Below are 19,842 nucleotides of genomic sequence, written 5' to 3' on the forward strand. Positions count from 1 at the left end.
GCAATGACTGGTGTGATGAGGAGCCGTCGTCTAACCCGCTGCACCAAGAGCCGGTTGGCACGCTGGCCTTTCTCGAAGCGGGGCAGCGGCGCGATGATGCCATACTGCTCCTGTTTTGCCCGACGAGTCAAACCTCGGCGCGATCTGGTGCGATGACGTCTCATCTGATTTCAGCGCGCGCTAAGTCATTGATCGGGCGTGGTCTCTCTACTGTGCATGGGGTTGTTTTCGCACTTTTTTGTTTGCGCCTCCCGAGAGGCGGAAAGATCATCCCCGCACCCGCTTGATCATCTGCTCGACATGAGCGATCGGCGTCTCCGGCTGGATGCCATGGCCGAGATTGAAGATCAGCCGCCCTTGCGCAAAATTGGCCAGCACGTCGTCGACCGCGCGGTCGAGCGCGGCGCCGCCTGTGATCAGCACCAGCGGATCGAGATTGCCCTGCACCGCGACCTTGCTCTGCACGCGCTCGCGGATGAAGGCCGGCTCCGCGGTCCAGTCGATGCTGACGCCGTTGACGCCGGTTGCCTCGACGTAAGCGGGCAGCAGCGCGCCGGCCCCGCGCGGAAAGCCGACGATCTTCGCATCCGGCACCTTCGCACGCACGCCCGCCACGATGCGCCGCGTCGGTTCGCTCGACCAGCGCGCGAACTCGGTTGGTGGCAACACGCCGGCCCAGGTGTCGAAGATCTGTAACGCGTCGGCACCGGCGGCGAGCTGCGCCAGCAGATATTCGATCGAGCTGTCGACCAGCACGTCGATGATTTTGGAGAATGCCTCGGGATGCCGGTACGCCATCATCCGGGCCGGCGCCTGGTCCGGCGTGCCGTGGCCGGCGACCATGTAGGTCGCCACCGTCCACGGCGCCCCGCAGAAGCCGATCAGCGCGGTCCTGGGATCTAGCGCGTCGCGCACGATCTTCAGTGCATCGAACACCGGTTGAAGCTTGCCGAGATCAGCGCGCGGCGCCAGCGTCGCGACCTTTGCCGGATCGTCGAGCGGCTCGAGCCGCGGGCCCTCGCCGACCTCGAACCGCACCGAGCGTCCGAGCGCATAGGGGATCACGAGGATGTCCGAGAAGATGATCGCCGCGTCGAAGCCGAATCTGCGGACCGGTTGCAGCGTGACCTCGGCGGCAAGCTCTGGATTGAAGCAGAGATCGAGGAAGCCGCCGGCCTTGGCGCGCACTTCGCGATATTCCGGCAAGTAGCGCCCGGCCTGACGCATCATCCATGTCGGCGGGACGGTCTGGCGCTGGCCGGAGAGCACGTCGATGAAAGGCTTTTTTGCAGACTGGGGCACGAACTGTCCTGATGCAGATTTGAGGTTCCTGATACACCGCCAAAGGCCCGAGCGGAACAGGGGAACCGAGGCAAATGCGCCGCGTTGACCGGCGAATGGAGGAGGATCTCATGGCTCAGACATTCAATCCCGCCCCGCACGACAAGCACGCCGAAGATCTGCGCGAGGCGCTCGCTGCCGATCGCAATGCCAAGCTCGACGCCGGGCTGAAGGATACGTTCCCGGCTTCAGATCCCGTAAGCGCCGCACAGCCGACGCCTTCGAAGGCCGATGCGGATGCCGAGCATTCCTCATTCTGGGACAAGGTTAAGGCCATCTTCAGCTAGCAGCATCGCGCGCCGGACTCCGATAGGCGTGCTAATGTCTTGTTAGCGATGCCTGGATCATTGCGTCCGTAAGACTACTGGAAACGGGGGAGTCGCCGCGTATTCCGGTCGTGATTTCAGACTTCAATAACACAAGCGGCAGAGTCTCCCGTCGATCGGAGAACCCTGCCGCATGAGCGCTGTTACCCAACGAGCCGGATGGAGCCGTCTGCCGCTGCGCGCGGCGGCTTTCGTCGTGCTGACCTGCGCGACCATCCTCGGCGTCAGCGGTTGGCGCGAATGGGCGGCACGCGACGCGGTCCTCAAGGCCGCCGAGGCGGAGATGGCGAACGTCGCCCGTTCGCTGACACAGCATGCCGAGGACAGCCTCGATCTCCTGGACTCCGGCGTCGTCGGCGTGGTCAGCCGGTTGGAGATGGATGGCACTGGACCGGCCACGATCGCCAAGCTCGGCAACCTCCTCGAAGCGCGCAAAAAGGCGATCGCGCGCATCCACAGCCTCGCCATCATCGACGATCAGGGCAACTCGCTGACCTCGCCCGGTACGATCGGCTCGACCTTCAGCGACGATGCGTTCTTCCGATATCACCAGCTCTCGCCGAAGCGCGAGGCCCATGTCGGCCGTCCCGTGAAGAGCCTCCTGGACGGCGAGTGGGTCATCACCCTGTCGCGCCGCTTCAACAAGCAGGACGGCAGCTTCGGGGGCGTGGTGCTCGCGACCACCAGCTCCGGTTATCTCTCGCATTTCTACGAGCAGTTCGAGATCGGCCGCAACAGCGCTGTGGCGCTGATGCACGGCGACGGCCTGATCATCGCGCGCAATCCCAGCAACGAGACATTCGTCGGACGCAGCGTCTCCGACAAGCCGTTGTTCCGCGAGCCGGATCTGCAACGGCCCAAGGGTGCCTATCATTTCAAGTCGTCGCTGGACGGTGCCGAGCGCGTCAGCTTCTTCAATCGCAGCAGCCGCTTCCCGCTCCTGCTGCTCGCCACCGTCGCCAAGGACGAGTTGCTCGCGCCCTGGCGCGCCGCGGCAATCTCCCGCATGCTCTACGTGCTCGCGCTGGTCATGCTGATCGCGGTCATCGGCGGCGTGCTGGTGCGGCAGTTGCAGCGGGGCCAGCGCATGGCCGTCGCGCTGGCCGAGAAGGAGGCGCATTTCCGCCTGCTCGCCGAAGGCTCCAGCGACATGGTGACGCGCATCGGGCTCGACGAGCGGCTGCGCTACGTCTCCCCTCCTCGGTCCGCATCGTCGGCTGGCGTCCCGATCAGTTGATCGGCACGCCGGCTCTTGCAGGCATCAATCCGGAGGATCTGCCGGAGGTCCAGGCGATCGTCGACGCCATGAAGCGTGGCGAGAAGGAGGAGGCGCGTCTCACCTATCGCAACTCGCACCGGCAGAACGGCGAAATCTGGCTGGAATCGACCATGCAGGTCACACGCAAGGACAATGGCCGCATCGACGGCGTGGTCGCGATCTCCCGCGACGTCACCGAGCATAAGAAGCTGGAAACCAGGCTCGAGACCCTTGCGATCGAGGACAGCCTCACCGGCCTCGCCAATCGCCGCCGCTTCGACGAGCGGCTGAAGGAGGAATGGGCCCGCGCCTATCGCGACCGCTCCAGCCTTGCTTTGCTGATGATCGATGTGGACCACTTCAAGGCCTACAACGATGAATACGGCCATCCCGCCGGCGATGCCTGCCTGCGCCGGATCGCAAAAATCATCGCGGCCGAAACGCAGCGCGCCGGCGATCTGGCGGCGCGCTATGGCGGCGAGGAATTCGCCGTGCTGCTGCCGAACATCGACGCCGCCAGCTGCGCAGGGGTCGGCGAGCGGATCCGCAGCGCGATTCACGAGGCCGGCCTCGTTCATCGCACCAATCTGGCGGCCGGATGCGTCACCGCCTCGATCGGCGGCGCGACCTGCCGGCCGGTGCTGGAGCGCACGGCGGGGGTGGCCTCGCTGGTCGAAGCTGCCGACCGGGCGCTCTACGCCGCCAAGGACGCAGGCCGCGACCGCCTGGTGATGTCGGGTGAGGTGGCCAGCGTGATGCTCAAGGCGTCTGGTCAATAAGCCGCCCTGAGTCCCGGACGCGACGCTGCGTGCCCATGGCACGAGATCTCAATAATGCGGTGGACGCTCGTTGGCAGGTCCCGGCGCGTTTGCCTCGGCCTCCTGGAGCCGCTCATTGAGCTGAGCGATCTGCCGCGTCAACGCGTCGATCTGCTTCCACTGTGCGGTGATGGTCTGGTTCAACGTCTCGATCGTGTCGTCCTGGTATGCGAGGCGCGTCTCCAGCACGTCGATGCGCTCGCTCAGCGTCTTGATCTCATTCGTCACGGCCGTGCCCCAATTCCTGTTCGCGCAGGCCCCGTTCGCGCAAGCCGTGGCCGAGCGCCACGCGCTCGTCGAACACGAAGCACTCGCCGCGCCAGCGGCTCTCCGTCTCCGGCACCTCCTCGAGATATTTGAGGATGCCGCCCTTGAGGTGATAGACCTCGGCAAAACCGCGGGCGAGCAGATGCGCGCTCGCCTTCTCGCAGCGGATGCCGCCGGTGCAGAACATCGCGATCCTGCGGTGCCGCGCCGGATCGAGGCTGGCTGCGGCAAAATCCTTGAACTGGCCAAAGCTCTTGATGCCGGGGTCGACCGCGCCCTCGAATGTCCCCATGGCCACCTCGAAGGCGTTGCGGGTGTCGAGCAGCAGCGTGTCGGGCGTCGCAATCAGCGCGTTCCACTCGGCGGCATCGACATAGGTGCCCACTTGGCGGGCCGGGTCGGCAGTCTCGTCGCCGAGCGTGACGATCTCCTTCTTGAGCCGCACCTTGAGGCGCCCGAACGGCATCGCTTCCGCAGTCGAGAATTTCAATTCGAGATTGTCGAGCCGGCCGCCGAACATGTTGCCGTGTGCGAGCTCGCTGGCGAAGGCGTCGATCGCCTCCGGCGCACCGGCGACCGTGCCGTTGATGCCCTCCTGCGCCAGCAACACGCTGCCCTTCAGATGAAGGCCAGCGCAGAACGCGCGCAGCGGCTCGCGCAGCTCGCGGTAATCGGGGAGGGCGACGAATTGATAGAAGGCCGCGACCCTGGTTGTCGAATTCCGATCAGACATGGCGGCTCGTTTAGCAGGCGGCGGCCCTCCGGAAAACCCGCACGGCGGTTTGCCTCGAAAATCCATACGCCCAGCGGATGGCAGCCATTTGCCTGGTATGCCAGCATTGCCCCGCCGGGCGGGAATGTGTCATGTAGACGCGGTTTTCGAGATGGCGCGCACCCGCGCCGATGGCCAAGAGAGCAAGACATTCGATGAGAAACTTTCATTTCCCCGGCAGGTCCACGGTCCATGCCACCAACGCGATGGTGGCGACCTCGCATCCGCAGGCGTCGCTCGCCGCGATCGAGGTGCTCCGTGAGGGCGGCACGGCGGTGGACGCGGCTGTCGCGGGCTCGGCCCTGCTCGGCGTGATCGAGCCGCAATCGACTGGCATCGGCGGCGACTGCTTTGCGCTGATCCAGCCGCGCGGCGAGGGCAAGATCGTCGCCTATAACGGCTCCGGCCGCGCGCCCAAGGCGGCGAATGCCGACTGGTATCTCGAGCGCAAGATCAACTCCGTGCCGCTGACCTCGGCCCATGCGGTCTCGATCCCCGGTGTGATCGACGCCTTCGCGACCGTGCTGCGCGACCACGGCAAGTTCGGTTTCGACCGCCTGCTCCAGCCCGCGATCAAGGCGGCCGAGGAGGGCTATGTCGTCGCGCCCCGCATCGCCTTCGACTGGAAGAACCAGTTCGAGAAGCTGAAGAACGGCACCAACACCGTGCGCTACCTGCTGCCCGGCGGCAAGCCGCCGGTGGCCGGCGACATCATCCGCCAGGTCGAACTCGGCAAGACGCTGCGCGCGATCGCCAAGAACGGCCGCGACGCCTTCTACAAGGGTGAGATCGCGGAGGATATGGTCGAGACGCTGCGCGGCATCGGCGGCCTGCACACGCTCGACGATTTCGCCGCGCACACGACCGAAGTGACCACGCCGATCGGTACCATGTACAAGGGTTACGACGTCTGGCAGTGCCCGCCGAACGGCCCGGGCGTCACCGCGCTCTTGATGCTCAACATACTGTCGCGCTTCGACCTGACCAAGTACGCGCCCGTCAGCGTCGAGCGCTTCCATCTCGAGGCGGAAGCCGCGCGCATCGCCTACATGAACCGCGAGATGCACGTCGCCTCTCCCGAGCACATGAAGATCAATGTCGCCGAGATGCTCGAGAAGGGCTTTGCCAACGAGTACATCAGCAAGATCCGCATGGACGGCATGCTCGACCTGCCGAACGTCGCGCCGCCGATGAACCCCTCGACCATCTACATCACGGTGGTGGACAAGGACCGCAACGTCTGCTCGTTCATCAACTCGGTCGCGCATTCCTTCGGCTCGGCGATCGTCTCGAACAAGACCGGCGTCTTGTTCCAGAACCGCGCCGGCGGTTTCCGCATCCAGCCCGGTCATCCCAACTGCATCGAAGGTGGCAAGCGCCCGCTGCACACGATCATGCCGGGCCTGCTCACCAAGGGTGGCCGTTCCACCATGTCCTTCGCAGTGATGGGCGGCCAGTACCAGCCGACCGGCCAGACTCATCTGCTGACCAACATGCTCGATTACGGCTGCGACGTGCAGGAGGCGATCGACATGCCGCGCGGCCTGCACTACGAGGGGCAATACCAGCTCGAGGACAGCGTGCCGGCTGCGATTGTCGAAGGTTTGAAGAAGCTCGGCCACAAGACCACCAGCGTTGTCGGCCCGCTCGGCGGCGCCCAGGCGATCTGGATCGACTGGGACAAGGGCACGCTCACCGGCGGCTCCGATCCGCGCAAGGACGGCTGCGCGCTCGGCTATTGAGCTCGCGCGGGGTTCCGCGCACGAGATCAGGACGCGCGATCAGGAAAAGTTGACGAGGGGCGGCGCGGCATTTGCAGCGCCGCCCTTTCTCGTTCGGAACTGCACTCATTGCTCCAAGTTATGCGGCGATGAGCGGTGCAGGCGTGCGCTGCTTTTCTCGATAGCGGCGGAGGCCGGCCCATGTCCGACAAATCAAGTTCCCGACCATCTGGATTCGATCGGCGCGCCTTCATGGCCGGGGCCGCCGGAAGTGTGCTGGTTCCGATGACGGCGCGCGCGGCCGCGCAGGATGCAAATGCGCCCCTCGCGCAGGATCCGTCGCTTCCCGTTGAGGTCACGCTGCGGGTGAACGGCGAGGACAAGCACCTGAGCCTCGACGCACGCACCACGGTGCTCGATGCGCTGCGTGAACATCTCAAGCTCACCGGCAGCAAGAAGGGTTGCGACCACGGCCAGTGCGGCGCGTGCACGGTGCTGATCGATGATCGCCGGGTGGTATCGTGCCTGACGCTGGCGGTCGCCGCCGAAGGGCAGGAGATCACGACGATCGAGGGCCTCGCCACCGACGACCGCCTGCATCCGATGCAGCAGGCCTTCATCGACAACGACGCATTCCAGTGCGGCTACTGCACGCCTGGCCAGATCATGTCCGCCGTGGCGTGCGTGAAGGAGGGGCATGCGGGAAACGAGGCCGACATCCGCGAATATATGAGCGGCAACATCTGCCGCTGCGCCGCCTACCCCAACATCGTCGCCGCCGTGAAGCAGGCCGCGCCCGAGATCATGAAAGGCTAGGCGCATGCGACCGTTCTTGTATCAGAGAGCATCAGACTCGAATATGGCCGTGCAGGCGCTCGGCGCCCCAGCGGCCGCCAACAATCCATTGACGAAAGCGACGGCGCAACCGCTTGCCGGCGGCACCACACTGATCGATTTGATGAAGCTCGATGTGATGCGGCCCGCCACGATCGTCGATATCAATCCGCTGGCGCGCGCCTGGTCGGCGATCGAGCCAGGCAGTGATGGCTTGCGGCTCGGCGCGCTCGCAAAGATGTCCGACGTGGCCGCCCACGCCGAGATTCAGCGCAGCTATCCGGTGATCGCGGATTCGCTGAAGCTCGCCGCCAGCGCCCAGCTGCGCAACATGGCGACGCTCGGCGGCAATGTGATGCAGCGGACGCGTTGCAATTACTTCCGCGATGTTTCCTATGAAAACTGCAACAAGCGCAATCCCGGGTCTGGCTGCGCCGCAATGGACGGCGTCAATCGCATGCATGCGGTGCTCGGTACCTCCGATCAGTGCATCGCGACCTATCCTGGTGATTTTGCCCAGGCGCTGATCGCGCTGGATGCTACGGTCGAGATCACGGGCAAGGCCGGTACGCGCACGATGCCCTTTGCCCAGTTGCACAAGGCCCCCGGCGACACGCCTGAGATTGAGACCACGCTTCAGCCTGGCGAGCTGATCTCGGCGTTCTCCATTTCCGGACGCTGGCCGCGCTCGGTGTATCTCAAGGCGCGCGACCGACAATCTTACGAATTCGCACTCTCATCGGCCGCGATCGCGCTCGATGTGCAGGACGGCACGATCCGGAACGCGCGCGTCGCGCTCGGCGGCGTCGCCACCGTGCCGTGGCGGGCGCGCGAGGCGGAGGCGCTATTGAAGGGGCAGAAGTTCGATGAAGCGCTGGGACAGCGCGTCGCCGAGGCCGCCTTTGCGGACGCCCGCGGCCGTCGGCACAACAGCTTCAAGATCGCGCTCGGCAAGCGTGTGGTGGCTCGTGCGCTTCAGCAGGCCGTAACGATGGAGATCTGACCATGACCGCTGCAGCTCCCGAGCCCAAGGCGAATATGGGCCAATCCGTGCCGCGCTATGATGCGGCCGCAAAGGTCACGGGGCGGGCGACCTATGCCTCGGACATGCCGCTGGACAATCCGGCCTACGCATTCCTGGTCACCAGCGCCATCGCCAAGGGTCGTATCGACCGCTTCGACCTCGACGATGCTGGGCGCGTCCGCGGCGTGATCGACATCGTCACGCACGAGAACGCTCCGAAGCTGAAGGAATCGAAACTCTTCAGCAACGGCGGCTATGCCGGCACCACGATCCAGCCGCTGAAGTCGGCCGAAATCGCGCATGACGGCCAGATCATCGCCGTGGTCATCGCGGAGAGCTATGAGGCGGCGCGCGAGGCGGCCAATCGCGTCAAGGTCAGCTACACCGCGGCGGCGCCGAGCGCGAGCTTCGACTCGCGGGGGACGACCATGGCAGCCGCCAAGGGACAGAACGCGCAGTTCAAGGAAGACCCCGCGGTCGGCGACTTCGCCAAGGCGTTCGAGACGGCCGAGGTCAAGCTCACCGCTTCCTATGATACGCCGACGCAGCATCACAATCCGATGGAGCTGTTCACGACCAGCTGCGTTTGGATGGGCGACAATCTCGTCATCTACGAGGGCAGTCAGTACGTCTATGGCCTGAAGAACGGCGTGGCCGAGCAGCTCGGCATCGAAGCCGACAAGGTGCGTGTGGTCAATCCCTATGTCGGCGGCGGTTTTGGTTCGCGCGGCTCGATGACGCCCCGGACTGCCATCATCGCCGGCATTGCCAAGCGCCTGAACCGCCCGATCAAGCTGGTCCCGACCCGCGACCAGGGCTTTACCATTGCGACCTATCGCGCCGAGACGCGGCATGAGATCAAGCTCGGTGCGAACCGGGACGGAAGGCTGGTCGCTTTGAGGCATGAGGGGGCCGAAGTCTCCTCGCGCCCCGACGCCTATTGCGTCGGCGGCACCAAGACGACGACGCGGCTCTATGCTTGCCCGAATGTGGACAGCCTGGTCTCGATCGTGCGCGCCGATCGCAATACGCCCGGCTTCATGCGATCGCCCCCCGAGGTGCCGTATTTGTTCGCGCTGGAGAGCGCGCTGGACGAGCTTGCGGTCAAGCTCGACATGGACCCGATCGAGCTTCGCCGCATCAACGACACCACGAACGAGCCGATCAACGGCAAGCCCTACACGTCGCGCTCGCTCATGGCCTGTTTCGACGAAGCCGCAAAAGCGTTCGGCTGGGCGCAACGCTCGCCTCAGCCGAAATCGATGTCGGACGGCGACTGGTTGATCGGCTACGGCTGCGCCGCGACCTGCTATCCGACGCAGATGGCGCCGTCCGCCGCGCGCGTGCGCCTGCAGCGCGACGGCCGCACCCGCGTCGAGATCGCCGGGCACGAGATCGGCACCGGTGCTTATACCGTCATCGCCCAGACCGCGGCTGAGCGGCTCGGCGTACCGCTCGAGAAGGTGGCAGTCTTCATCGGTGACAGCGACCTGCCGCCGGCGCCGGTGGCGGGCGGTTCGAACTCGACCGCCAGCACCTGTTCTGCGGTGATGATGGTGTGCGACCAGATCCGCCAGCGCCTGTTCAAGGCGGTGATGCCGAGCGACAGCCTCGCCGACAAGGCCAAGGAGACCGTCGGCATCAGCCCGGCGCCGTCGACTCAGGCGGCGAGAGGCGATCGCTCCCTCGATCTCGACAAGGCCTTCGATGCGCTCGGCGTCGGCGTGGTCGAAGAGTATGGCGAGTGGAAGCCGGAGGGCGCGCCGCTGGATTCCTTCCAGGCCATGCACACGGGTCACGTGCGGTTGATCGGCGGTCACGCCATGAAAGACCAGATCGCCTACGCCTTCGGGGCGGAGTTCGTCGAGGTCCGCGTCAACCGCTTCACACACGAAATCCGCTGTCCCCGCCTGGTCGGCGCGTTCGCGGCGGGCAGAATCATGAATCCGCGCACCGCGCGCAGCCAGCTCATGGGCGGTCTGATCTGGGGCATGTCCTCGGCGCTGCTGGAGGCCACCGAGATTGACGAGCGCAATGCGCGCTACGTCAACGACAATCTTGCCGACTACCTCGTGCCCGTGAATGCCGATGTGCCCGGCGTCGAGGTGATCATGCTTTCCGAGCAGGACGACCATATCAACCTGGTGGGCGCAAAGGGCCTTGGCGAGCTTGCCAATGTCGGCACCAATGCTGCGGTCTGCAACGCGCTCTATCACGCCACCGGTCAGCGTATCCGCAAGCTGCCGGTGCGGCTGGAAAATATCGAGATCTAAGGGGTGGAAACGGCGACGGCGTTGGGTTAGACACCTCCCGCCTCAAACGGAAGGTGCCTTATGCAGCGTTTCCGGCGCGTGCTCCTCGCCCTGATGTCCGCACTCGCGATCACCGTGATCGCGGGCGTGTCGCATTTCGCTTCCACCACGGCCTCGGCCCAGACCGCAGGAAAGACCATGACCACAGCTTCAGGCTTGCAGATCATCGACTCCACCGTCGGCACCGGTGCTTCGCCGCAGCCCGGTCAGATCTGCGTGATGCACTATACCGGCTGGCTCTATGAGAACGGCCAGAAGGGCAAGAAATTCGACTCCTCGCTCGATCGCAAGGAGCCGTTCGAATTCCCGATCGGCAAGGGCCGCGTCATCGCCGGCTGGGACGAAGGCGTGGCCTCGATGAAGGTCGGCGGCAAGCGCACGCTGATCATCCCGCCGCAGCTCGGCTATGGCGCGCGCGGTGCCGGCGGCGTGATCCCGCCGAATGCGACGCTGATGTTCGACGTGGAATTGCTCGCGGTGAAGTGACGGCTCAAACAACAAGACCGGCCTGCCGGCCGGTCTTGTTCATTTTCGATCTTACGCGCATTACTCTGCCGCGCGACGTGCCGCCGCGGCGGCGCGATCCATCGCATCCTTGGCGGCGTCCTTGGCATCGCCCATGGCCTGCTGACCCTTGCCCTTGACCTCCTGCACCGCGCCTTCGCCTTTCATGCGGTCGGATCCGATGGCCTCGCCGACGCCCTGCTTGGCCTTGCCGATCGCCTCGTTGGCGTTGCCCTTGATCTTGTCGCTCGTGCTACCCATGAAACGCTCCTTCCATCTTGCTCGGTGCGACAACGCTCGGCAGCTGGCAGCGTTCCGATTTTGGTATGGCTTGCGGCTGCGCCTTTGGGTTAGTTTTGCCGCGCACGGAACCAACAGAAAGCAAGTCCAATGACCGGCCATGACCACTCGCATTCCCACCATGACCACGATCACGACGATCGCTGGAAACATGACGGCGTGCGCGTCATTCCCGGCAACCAGCTCGATACCAATGTGCCGTCGACGCCAGGCATGGACCGCGCAGCCGCCATCAATTTCGCCCGCGTCGGGGCGCAGAAATTGTGGGCGGGCACGGTCAGCATCAAGCCGGATGCCAAGACCGGCGCGCATCATCACGGCCATCTCGAAAGCGTCATCTATGTGGTGAAGGGGAAGGCGCGGATGCGCTGGGGCGAGAGCCTGCAATTCACGGCGGAAGCCGGTCCCGGCGACTTCATTTTCGTCCCGCCCTATGTGCCGCACCAGGAGATCAATGCCAGCGCGGACGAGGTGCTGGAATGCGTTCTGGTGCGCAGCGACGGCGAGGCGGTGGCGATCAACCTCGACATCGAGCCAGTCGAGAAGCCCGAGACCGTGCTGTGGATCGACCCGGTGCACCGGGATCCCAACGAGAAGAAGTAAGACTCTTCAGGGGCGCGGGCGCGGCGCGATAGAACCCCGCAGACCGGGATTCAAAAAATCGTCGGAAGCGGTGTCGGATGGCGGCCTGGCCGTCCGTCCTTGGGCAGAACCCCGCCCAAGGAGCTTCCAATGCCCAAGATGATCTTCGTCAGCCTGCCGGTGACCGACCTCAAGCGCGCGACCGCCTTCTACGAGGCGGTCGGCGCGGTCAAGAACCCGCAATTCAGCGACGAGACCGCGAGCTGCATGGTCTTTTCCGAGACCATTTTCGTCATGCTGCTGACCCACGACAAATTCCGCCAGTTCACGCCGAAGCCGATCGCGGACGCCAGGACTTCGAACCAGGTGCTGCTCTGCCTGTCCGCGGACAGCCGCAGCGATGTCGACGATATCGTCGCAAAGGCCGAGGCTGCGGGCGGGATGCCCGATCCCAGCCCGAAAGACGAATACAGCTTCATGTACGGCCGCAGCTTCGAGGATCCCGATGGTCATATGTGGGGCGTGAACTGGATGGACCTCGCGGCCGCCCCCCTGCAGCCCGACGTGGCGAACGCCTGATTCAAGCCCATCAAGACCTGAAGAGGAGCATTCACGATGTCCAAGCTCGTGCCCTGCATGTGGTTCAACGGCGATGCCGAGGACGCCGCAAAATTCTACGTCTCGCTGGTCCCGAACTCAGAGATCACGCACGTCCAGCGCAACGTTTCGGACGGGCCCTCCGGCAAGGAAGGCTCCGTGCTCGTGGTCGAGTTCACCGTGGCCGGACAGCCGCTTGTCGCGCTCAACGGCGGCATGAAGATGGAATACACCCACGCGATCTCGCTGATGATCCATTGCGACGACCAGGCCCAGGTCGACAGCGTCTGGGACGCGTTCCTCGCCCATGGTGGCAGGGAGGAGCAGTGCGGCTGGCTGAGGGATCGCTGGGGCGTGGCCTGGCAGGTGGTGCCGAAGGTGATCTTCGACTTCCTGTCGAGCCCCGACAAGGCCGCGGCCGCGCGTGCGATGCAGGCCATGATGAAGATGGTGAAGCTGGACGTGGAAGCCTTGCGCCGCGCGTTCGAGGGCAAGTCGGCAGCGTGAAGGTCGGAATGCTCTCGCCATGAGATCGGTGTCATCGCCCGGCTTGAACACTTGACCGGGCGATCCAGTACTCCGAGACGGGAGTGATTGAATCGAGAGGCTGCGGTGTACTGGATTTCCCCGCTTTGCGCGGGGAATGACAGCAGAGTTTGTGGCCGCGGGCCGCCGCTAATAGTTGATCCTCAGCCCCACGCCGCCGTGGATCGTATTGCCCACCGGCTGCGGGCCCAGTGTGCCGTTGGCGAACAGGTCCACGATCCAGCCCTTCTGCACGCGGAAGCCGAGGCGGCCGCCATATTCGAACCAGCCCTGGTTGCCCATGGTCGGCACCACCACGCCGTTGCCGGTCACCGTGGCGACGATGCCGCTATGGCTGGCGAACGACTGCACCCAGCCGCCATTGATGTTGGTCTCGATGTTGCTGCCGAACAGATGTGTCCACTGGCCGCCGATCTTGATGAGGCTGGTGCGGTCGGTGCCGGTCGCGATGCTGGCGTCGAATGGATTGAACGCCACTGCGCTGTCGGTGTAGCCCGACACACGTTGCCAGAGCTGCCAGACTTCGATCGCGGCCGCGACCTCGTCGCGCGGCGAGAGGCGGCTGATCCAGCCGGCACGGCCGTAGACGGCGTAGTTCGATGCGTTGGTCGAGCTCGTCACGCTGACCGGGCCGAGGCTGGTGTCGTAGCTGCGCGTGTAGCGTGCCTTCTCCCATGGCGTCAGAATGGTGCCGACATCGAAGAACGGGCGCGACGAGCCCCAGTCGGTGAAGTCATAGCGTAGCGCGAAGGCGCCGATCGGCGCGCTCGTGATCTTGTAGCCGCCTTCGCTGTATTGCGTGTAGGCGATGCCGGCGAGCAGCGACAGATTGTTGGTCAGCTCCTTGCGGCCGTGGATGCCGGCCGAGAACGAGCCGGCCGAGCCGAACGCGCTGATGCAATCGCTGCAATTGATCTGCTCGTTGACACCGAGCAGCACCGTGCCGAGCACCCGGTTGGTGATCATCTGGTTGAAGCGCTGATTGGCGAGGCCGCCGATCGAGTTGCCGCTGGAATCCGCACCGGTCGGCGTCGGGCTAGGAGACGGATATGGCGACGGCGACGGCGACGGCGAGGGATAGGGACTAGGCGAAGGGGAGGGCGTCGGGGACGGTGAATAGGTCGGCGTAGGCGACGGCTCGCTGCATTCGATCTCGCAGGTCGCCTGGGCTGCCGCCGGAAGAACATCGAACGCGACAAGCGCAAGCGCCGCCACGGCGGAAAGCAAGCCGGCGAGGATGAGGCGCTTCAACGGGAGCTTCGCCATCGTCAACGCCCGCACAGCATGCCGTCGTCCTGGACGGCGGGCGTGATGGTCGGCGGGGCGCCGGCGTACTGGTTGATCGCGCACAACCCGGCGCTCGCGGCGCAGTTGGCGGCGAAGGTCCAGGGCGGCGTGTTGGTCTTGGCGATGCTCACCTTGCCGCCGGTCGATGTGATGATCGCGGTGTCGCCGGGCTGGGTGAGTTGCACGCACTGAGAGCTTTTCGTGCAGACGCTGGCTGCGCCGTCCTGAAGCACGACCACGGAGCGCCCGCGTTGCGAGAGAATGTCGAGTGTGGTGCCGCGCACGCCGATGGTCGCGAGCGGCGTCGTGATCTTGTAAGCGGCCTTTTCGGAGTGCCCGGTGACGAAGCGGAAGGCGCCGGTGGTCATGCGGATCGCGACGTCGCGATAGCTGTGCTCGTCGTTGAAGACGGTGCGGTCGAGCCTCAGCGTGGCGCTCGGCCCGAGCGACAGATTGGTGCTGTCGGCCATCACGAAACGCGCCGCGCTGTCGGCGCCGGTCCGCACGGTCTCGTCGCGCAGCATGCTGTCGCCGACATTGATCGGCGTCGTGGTCGCGGCGACGCGCACCACCTCGTTCTGGATCACGACGGCCTCGCCGACGCGCGTCTGCGCCTGGGCGCCGGACGCCGCGCAGATTGCGGCCGTGAGCAATATCGGGAAAAGCCAAAAACGCAAATTCATTTCGCAACCGATCGATGTGCGCCTGATCGTACCGGATCGCGCGCGCTTCTGATGTGGCGGAATTATCACAAGCGGCGCGGGACGTGCGTCATGCTTAGTGACAGCTGCGGCAGAATGCGTTCAATGACGAGAACCACTCTCTTTTTCTCAGCGGTGAAGCAGATTTGCCACGCAAGACGGCCCCACAAAAAATGCTCGAATCGCCCGCGGTTCCAGGGGTGTCGCGGAGCGCAGTGATTGCTGTCGCGATTTTCCTGGTTGCGCATCTGGCGCTGCTGATCGGTCTCACCACGCCGGAAAAATTCGTCTTCGACGAGGTGCATTACGTGCCGGCGGCGCGCCAGATGCTGGCGCCCGTGATGTCGCAGCCGATGCTCAATCCGATGCATCCGCCGCTGGCCAAGGAGCTGATCGCGGCATCGATCGCAACTTTCGGCGACAACGCGCTTGGCTGGCGTTATCCCGCGACATTGTTCGGCGCGCTCGCGATCGTCGCGATCTATCTGTGCGGTCTTGCGCTGTTTTCCGCGCAGGGGCCCGCGATCGCCGCGGCCCTGATCGCCGGCCTCAACCAGATGCTGTACGTGCAGGCGCGCATCGCAATGCTGGACATTTTTGCGCTCGGTTTTGGCCTGCTCGCGACCGCGGCCTTCATGCATGGGTTTCGCAGAGAGCGGCCCCAGGCGATGTTTGCGTTCGCGGGGTGCCTGTTCGGCTGTGCGGCGGCCTGCAAGTGGAGCGGCCTGTTTCCGCTTGGCGTGTGTATCGTCATCGTTGCGGTGATCCGCTTGATGCAGGGCTGGCGCACGCTGTTCGCCGACCCGAAGCCGGACGATTGGTATCGGCCGGAGCTTTGGCCAAGCCTGAAGCTGCATCATATCGCCCTCTGCTTCGCGGTCTTGCCGACGGTGGCCTATCTTGCCGCCTTCGTTCCGCTCTATGGATTGTCGCTGCCGGATTTGATCGAGGCGCAGCGGCGGATCTTTGCCGACAACACCACGACGGCCATCGCCGGCCACACCTATATGAGCGCATGGCCGTCCTGGCCGTTGCTCGCGCGGCCGGTGTGGTTCCTGTTCGACAAGACGGCGGAGGACCACGTTGCCGCAATCGTCTTCCTCGGCAATCCGCTGGTAGCGTGGCCGGCGCTGCTCGCGCTCGTCGTGGTGCTGCGCGATTTCATCGTGGCGCGGCGCTGGGACGCGTTCCTGATCGCGGCATTTTATTTCGGTCCCTGGCTCGCCTGGGCGTTGCTGCCGCGCACCCTGGGTTTCATCTATTACTACCTGCCGGCTGCAACCGCAGCGTCGCTGGCGCTGGTCTACGTGCTGCGCCGGGAGGGGCTGCCGCGCTGGCTGCTGTGGGCTTATGTCGGCGTCGCCGCGGCCGCCTTTGCAATCATGCTGCCGATTTCCGCGGCCTTCATCGGCACCTCGATGAAGGGCTTCAACCGGCTGATGCTGTTCCAAAGCTGGATATGACATCGCCGCCTGCCGGGCTGCGGCAAGCGGCGTGTTTTGCCCGACGGTCGCGAGTTACTTCGCCGCCGTCTTGGTGTCCATGTTCACGACCTGGACGCGGCGGTTGATCGGGTCGGCGCCGTTGGCGGCATCCTTCAGCTTGGTCTTGCCGTAGCCGACGGTGACCAGATCATTGCCGTTGAGACCGTAGTTCTGCACCAGGTACTTCTTGATAGTGTCGGCGCGCCGTTCGGAGAGCCCTTGATTGTACTCTTCGCTGCCGATCGCGTCGGTGTGGCCGGCGATCACGAAGGTCGAGCCCTTGAGCGCCGGATCGGACAGAGCCTTGCCGAGCGCCTGCACCGAGGCCACCGACGTCTTGGCGATATCGGCCGAGTTGTAGTCGAACTGGATCTCCAGATCGATCTTCGGCTTGGTCGCAGCGAGCTCGGCGATCTGCTCGCGTTCGCCCGTCGAGAGCGACCTGGTCGATCGGTTGCGCACGGTGTTGAGGAAGGCGGCTTCCTTGGCCTGCGCGGTCGTGTCGGCCTGCGGACCGACGGAGAGGCCGCGGGTCACCGGCTTCGGCTTCAGCGCATCGACGATCTGGCTGGCGGAGATGTTGTTGTCGCCGGCCAGCGCAAGGCTCGCCGTCATCGACAGGGCCGCGGAGAGGGTTATCGCCTTCAGTCCAAAGAACTTATCAAAAAGGGTCATTGTCGTATCCTCGCTGTTACGCCCGATGGCGATTTGATGCCGCGAGCCTAGGGCAGGTTCAACGGCACTGACGTGATCTTGGTCACATTCGAAACTGCGAGCCGAGCTCACTCTTGGTCGGGTTGGCTTGTTCGCGGTTTGCTTCGAACTGCTCCCGAGCGGGTTCCCGGAAATGCGCTTTCACCGATCGTCGCAAAGGCGTCGCGTCGCGGCCCGCCCGCGAACAAGAATTCGTCCAGAAGCCCGCCTAGCACGCGTCAATCATTCGACAATTTGTCCCCTCCGCGACAGGAGCCGAGTTCCGTCCAGTGCCGAGGCCAATTGACCATCAGCGTGACTATCAGTTCTATCGCAGCGGCCCTCCGGATCGGACACTGTCCCTGAGCTCAACGCCCATTTATATCGGCGCAGCGATGATCGCAGTGGCAATCCTGCTGTCGACGCTGATCTCGGGGCTGACCTCCCGCTATATCGGGCTCGAAGGGCCGACCGACGGGAACATGTGGCTGGTCGACCGCCTCACCGGCAGCGTTTATCGCTGCCAGGCGGAGGCACGCGGCAAGGCCGTGTGCGAGCCGGATGTCGCGACCGGAAGCCTCGGTGACCGGTCGAAGGCGCCGAAGGACGGCCGCTGATCCTGTCTTCGCAGCGCAGCAAGATAATTGTGTCGCGTCCACACTTTCGTGTCACCCGCATCCGCGGCGATGATGGCCAGCACAAGGACAACATGATGAAGTCCGCCGCCGCGATAGGCGGTACGCCAGATGCCTCGGCCAAGATGGCGTCCAACAAGGAAATGGCCATGGCAGCACCGACATGAGCAATGGCAAGATGAAGAGTGCCTGCATGCACTACATGAAATCGCAGAAAGCAATGATGGCGAAGTAGGCTTCGGCGCGTCATCCGCCGCGCTGTCAGCAGGTGGCAGCGCGGTTTTTCTTTGGCCGCTCCCGCGGTCCTCTTTCCTCCTTCTTGTTGGCGCGAATCCCGCTACATTGCCTGCTGCAATGTCCCGTACGCCCAAACCGCTTCCACTCACCACGACACAGGCCCGGCGGATCTGGCTGCATGCCCAGCGGCTGGACGAGCGCATCCCGTTCGGCGACGGAGCGCAGGCCGTGGCGGACGCGGTCGCCCATCTCGGCTATGTGCAGATCGACACCATCAACGTCATCGAGCGGTGTCATCACCACATCCTGTTCAGCCGCATTCCGTCCTATCGTCGCGCCGATCTGGGCCAAGCCCAGAGCACCGACAAGAGCGTATTCGAATACTGGACGCATGCGTTGTCCTACGTCCCGGCGAGCGATTTCCGCTTCTTCCTGCCGGCGATGCGCGAGCATCGGCGCGAGGGGCACAAATGGTTTGCTTCGGTGAAACCCGCCGACACGCGCAAGGTGATGCGGCTGCTGCGCGCCGGTCCGCTGACGATCCGCGACATCGATGACGACGTGCTGGTCGAGAAGGAGCATCTGTGGCAGAGCCGTAAGCCGTCGAAGCGGGCGTTGCAGCTCGCCTTCTATACCGGCGCCGTGACCATCAGTGAGCGCCAGGGCATGCTCAAGACGTACGAGCTGATGACGCGCCATTTCGGCTGGGACAAGCTGCCGAAGGCGGCGTCGGCTGGGGAGATCACGGCCTATCTGCTCGACCGCGCGCTGCGCTCGCAGGGCGTGGTCAGCCTCGATTCGGTCTGCCATCTCGACGCGCCGCGCAAGAAGGCGGTCGCGCGCCTGATCGCCTCGCGCGTCCGCCGCGGCGAGCTCCTGCCTGTTACGATCGAGGGCGCCGGCAAGCAGGAGCACTGGGCCTCGCCCGCAGCGTTGGAGCCGCATGAGGTATCGCCCGATCTCGTCCACATTCTTTCGCCGTTCGATCCCCTGATCATCCAGCGCAAGCGCACCAATCTGATCTTCGGCTACAACCACCTGTTCGAAGCCTATGTGCCGAAGGCCAAGCGCAAATTCGGCTACTTCGCGCTGCCCGTGCTGGTCGGCGACGAGATCGTCGCCGCGCTCGATCTCAAGACCGATCGGCAGGCGAAGAAGCTGTTGATGCAGAAATGGACCTGGGTCGGGCAGGGCAAGAAGACGGCGGGACGAAAGGAGCTCGAGCGCAAGATCGAGGACGAGCTCGATCGCTTCGAGCGGTTTCAATTGGCGGAGTGAGACGCCTTCTGCGTCGGCGCAATGGCTTGATCCGGCTGCGCCCCGTGCATTGCTCGCTCCATTGACTCTTTGCCCGCGATGCTCAAAACCGGCCACTCGGCCCACAAAAGCAACAACCCCGGGGGGAAGCCATGAGCCAGACCACCTATGCCGGTTCCGCCGGCGGCGCCAAGAGCGCCAGCAAGAGCGACATCGAAACCTCGACCATCCGCGCCATCTCCTGGCGCCTGATTCCGTTCCTGGTGCTGGCCTACTTCTTCTCCTATCTCGACCGCGTCAATCTCGGCTTCGCCGCGCTGACCATGAACGCCGAGCTGAAATTCAC

The 19,842-nt window shown here is 64.6% G+C and carries 20 protein-coding genes and 2 pseudogenes; 15 read left to right on the plus strand and 7 right to left on the minus strand.

The window, feature by feature from the left end; genetic code table 11:
- Positions 1-267: 267 nt before the first annotated feature.
- The gene (gene hemE / locus EAV90_RS24855) at positions 268-1,302 is read right to left on the minus strand and encodes a uroporphyrinogen decarboxylase (RefSeq protein ID WP_129144974.1); all 1,035 of its coding nucleotides are present in this window, start codon (positions 1,300-1,302) and stop codon (positions 268-270) included.
- A gap of 110 nt (positions 1,303-1,412) precedes the next feature.
- Here hemE and EAV90_RS24860 point away from each other — a divergent pair, with 110 nt between their 5' ends.
- Both EAV90_RS24860 and EAV90_RS24865 read left to right on the plus strand, forming a co-directional pair.
- Complete coding sequence (locus EAV90_RS24860) at positions 1,413-1,628, plus strand: hypothetical protein (RefSeq protein WP_122406831.1); 216 nt, start codon at positions 1,413-1,415, stop codon at positions 1,626-1,628.
- Positions 1,629-1,800: 172 nt separating this feature from the next.
- Positions 1,801-3,704 (plus strand): annotated as a pseudogene (locus EAV90_RS24865) (diguanylate cyclase).
- 48 nt (positions 3,705-3,752) lie between these two features.
- On the opposite strand, the gene EAV90_RS24870 reads toward EAV90_RS24865, so the two are convergent.
- Together EAV90_RS24870 and trhO are read right to left on the minus strand one after the other, a co-directional pair.
- Complete coding sequence (locus EAV90_RS24870) at positions 3,753-3,971, minus strand: SlyX family protein (RefSeq protein ID WP_122404903.1); 219 nt, start codon at positions 3,969-3,971, stop codon at positions 3,753-3,755.
- Complete coding sequence (gene trhO / locus EAV90_RS24875; RefSeq protein ID WP_129144975.1) at positions 3,961-4,743, minus strand: oxygen-dependent tRNA uridine(34) hydroxylase TrhO; 783 nt, start codon at positions 4,741-4,743, stop codon at positions 3,961-3,963. The genes EAV90_RS24870 and trhO overlap by 11 nt, the downstream gene beginning before the upstream one ends.
- Before the next feature lie 194 nt (positions 4,744-4,937).
- On the opposite strand from trhO, the gene ggt reads away from it, so the two are divergent.
- The 5 genes from ggt to EAV90_RS24900 all read left to right on the plus strand — a co-directional run bounded on the left by ggt (position 4,938) and on the right by EAV90_RS24900 (position 11,159).
- Complete coding sequence (ggt, locus tag EAV90_RS24880) at positions 4,938-6,524, plus strand: gamma-glutamyltransferase (protein WP_129144976.1); 1,587 nt, start codon at positions 4,938-4,940, stop codon at positions 6,522-6,524.
- Between the two features lie 231 nt (positions 6,525-6,755).
- On the plus strand, positions 6,756-7,319 hold the full coding sequence (locus tag EAV90_RS24885; RefSeq protein ID WP_245509612.1) for a (2Fe-2S)-binding protein: 564 nt from the start codon (positions 6,756-6,758) through the stop codon (positions 7,317-7,319).
- Between the two features lie 4 nt (positions 7,320-7,323).
- Positions 7,324-8,340: an FAD binding domain-containing protein gene (locus EAV90_RS24890; protein ID WP_129144978.1), complete on the plus strand. Its 1,017-nt coding sequence runs from the start codon at positions 7,324-7,326 to the stop codon at positions 8,338-8,340.
- 2 nt (positions 8,341-8,342) lie between these two features.
- Entirely contained in the window at positions 8,343-10,634 is a 2,292-nt protein-coding gene (locus EAV90_RS24895) for a xanthine dehydrogenase family protein molybdopterin-binding subunit (protein ID WP_129144979.1), read from the plus strand.
- A 60-nt stretch (positions 10,635-10,694) separates the two neighbouring features.
- Positions 10,695-11,159 carry an FKBP-type peptidyl-prolyl cis-trans isomerase gene (locus tag EAV90_RS24900; protein WP_122404897.1) on the plus strand — a complete coding sequence of 155 codons (465 nt, stop codon included), beginning with the start codon at positions 10,695-10,697 and terminating at the stop codon, positions 11,157-11,159.
- Positions 11,160-11,219: 60 nt separating this feature from the next.
- Here EAV90_RS24900 and EAV90_RS24905 read toward each other — a convergent pair whose 3' ends face one another.
- Positions 11,220-11,438, minus strand: a complete 219-nt coding sequence (locus tag EAV90_RS24905; protein WP_129144980.1) for a CsbD family protein — start codon at positions 11,436-11,438, stop codon at positions 11,220-11,222.
- A 129-nt stretch (positions 11,439-11,567) separates the two neighbouring features.
- Between EAV90_RS24905 and EAV90_RS24910 the strand changes: the two genes are divergently transcribed.
- The 3 genes from EAV90_RS24910 (at position 11,568) to EAV90_RS24920 (ending at position 13,163) form a co-directional block, all read left to right on the plus strand.
- On the plus strand, positions 11,568-12,080 hold the full coding sequence (locus tag EAV90_RS24910) for a cupin domain-containing protein (RefSeq protein WP_129144981.1): 513 nt from the start codon (positions 11,568-11,570) through the stop codon (positions 12,078-12,080).
- A gap of 129 nt (positions 12,081-12,209) precedes the next feature.
- Positions 12,210-12,638, plus strand: a complete 429-nt coding sequence (locus EAV90_RS24915; RefSeq protein ID WP_122404894.1) for a VOC family protein — start codon at positions 12,210-12,212, stop codon at positions 12,636-12,638.
- Positions 12,639-12,674: 36 nt separating this feature from the next.
- Positions 12,675-13,163, plus strand: a complete 489-nt coding sequence (locus EAV90_RS24920; RefSeq protein ID WP_129144982.1) for a VOC family protein — start codon at positions 12,675-12,677, stop codon at positions 13,161-13,163.
- A gap of 168 nt (positions 13,164-13,331) precedes the next feature.
- On the opposite strand, the gene EAV90_RS24925 is transcribed toward EAV90_RS24920, so the two are convergent.
- Together EAV90_RS24925 and EAV90_RS24930 are read right to left on the minus strand one after the other, a co-directional pair.
- Entirely contained in the window at positions 13,332-14,468 is a 1,137-nt protein-coding gene (locus EAV90_RS24925; RefSeq protein WP_164937094.1) for a hypothetical protein, read from the minus strand.
- A gap of 2 nt (positions 14,469-14,470) precedes the next feature.
- The gene (locus EAV90_RS24930; RefSeq protein WP_164937095.1) at positions 14,471-15,172 is read right to left on the minus strand and encodes a FecR family protein; all 702 of its coding nucleotides are present in this window, start codon (positions 15,170-15,172) and stop codon (positions 14,471-14,473) included.
- 191 nt (positions 15,173-15,363) lie between these two features.
- On the opposite strand from EAV90_RS24930, the gene EAV90_RS24935 reads away from it, so the two are divergent.
- Positions 15,364-16,653 carry a phospholipid carrier-dependent glycosyltransferase gene (locus EAV90_RS24935; protein WP_129144985.1) on the plus strand — a complete coding sequence of 430 codons (1,290 nt, stop codon included), beginning with the start codon at positions 15,364-15,366 and terminating at the stop codon, positions 16,651-16,653.
- 54 nt (positions 16,654-16,707) lie between these two features.
- On the opposite strand, the gene EAV90_RS24940 is transcribed toward EAV90_RS24935, so the two are convergent.
- Positions 16,708-17,349 carry an OmpA family protein gene (locus EAV90_RS24940; RefSeq protein ID WP_129144986.1) on the minus strand — a complete coding sequence of 214 codons (642 nt, stop codon included), beginning with the start codon at positions 17,347-17,349 and terminating at the stop codon, positions 16,708-16,710.
- Positions 17,350-17,762: 413 nt separating this feature from the next.
- Between EAV90_RS24940 and EAV90_RS24945 the strand changes: the two genes are divergently transcribed.
- From EAV90_RS24945 to EAV90_RS24960, 4 genes and pseudogenes are all read left to right on the plus strand, one after another.
- Positions 17,763-17,984 carry a hypothetical protein gene (locus EAV90_RS24945; protein ID WP_129144987.1) on the plus strand — a complete coding sequence of 74 codons (222 nt, stop codon included), beginning with the start codon at positions 17,763-17,765 and terminating at the stop codon, positions 17,982-17,984.
- A gap of 29 nt (positions 17,985-18,013) precedes the next feature.
- Positions 18,014-18,169 carry a hypothetical protein gene (locus tag EAV90_RS24950; protein ID WP_430644746.1) on the plus strand — a complete coding sequence of 52 codons (156 nt, stop codon included), beginning with the start codon at positions 18,014-18,016 and terminating at the stop codon, positions 18,167-18,169.
- A gap of 187 nt (positions 18,170-18,356) precedes the next feature.
- On the plus strand, positions 18,357-19,517 hold the full coding sequence (locus EAV90_RS24955) for a winged helix-turn-helix domain-containing protein (RefSeq protein WP_129144988.1): 1,161 nt from the start codon (positions 18,357-18,359) through the stop codon (positions 19,515-19,517).
- 131 nt (positions 19,518-19,648) lie between these two features.
- Positions 19,649-19,842, plus strand: a pseudogene (locus tag EAV90_RS24960) (MFS transporter); the annotation flags it as partial.

This window comes from Bradyrhizobium vignae, from assembly GCF_004114425.1.
In the GTDB taxonomy this organism is placed as follows: Bacteria; Pseudomonadota; Alphaproteobacteria; order Rhizobiales; family Xanthobacteraceae; genus Bradyrhizobium; species Bradyrhizobium vignae.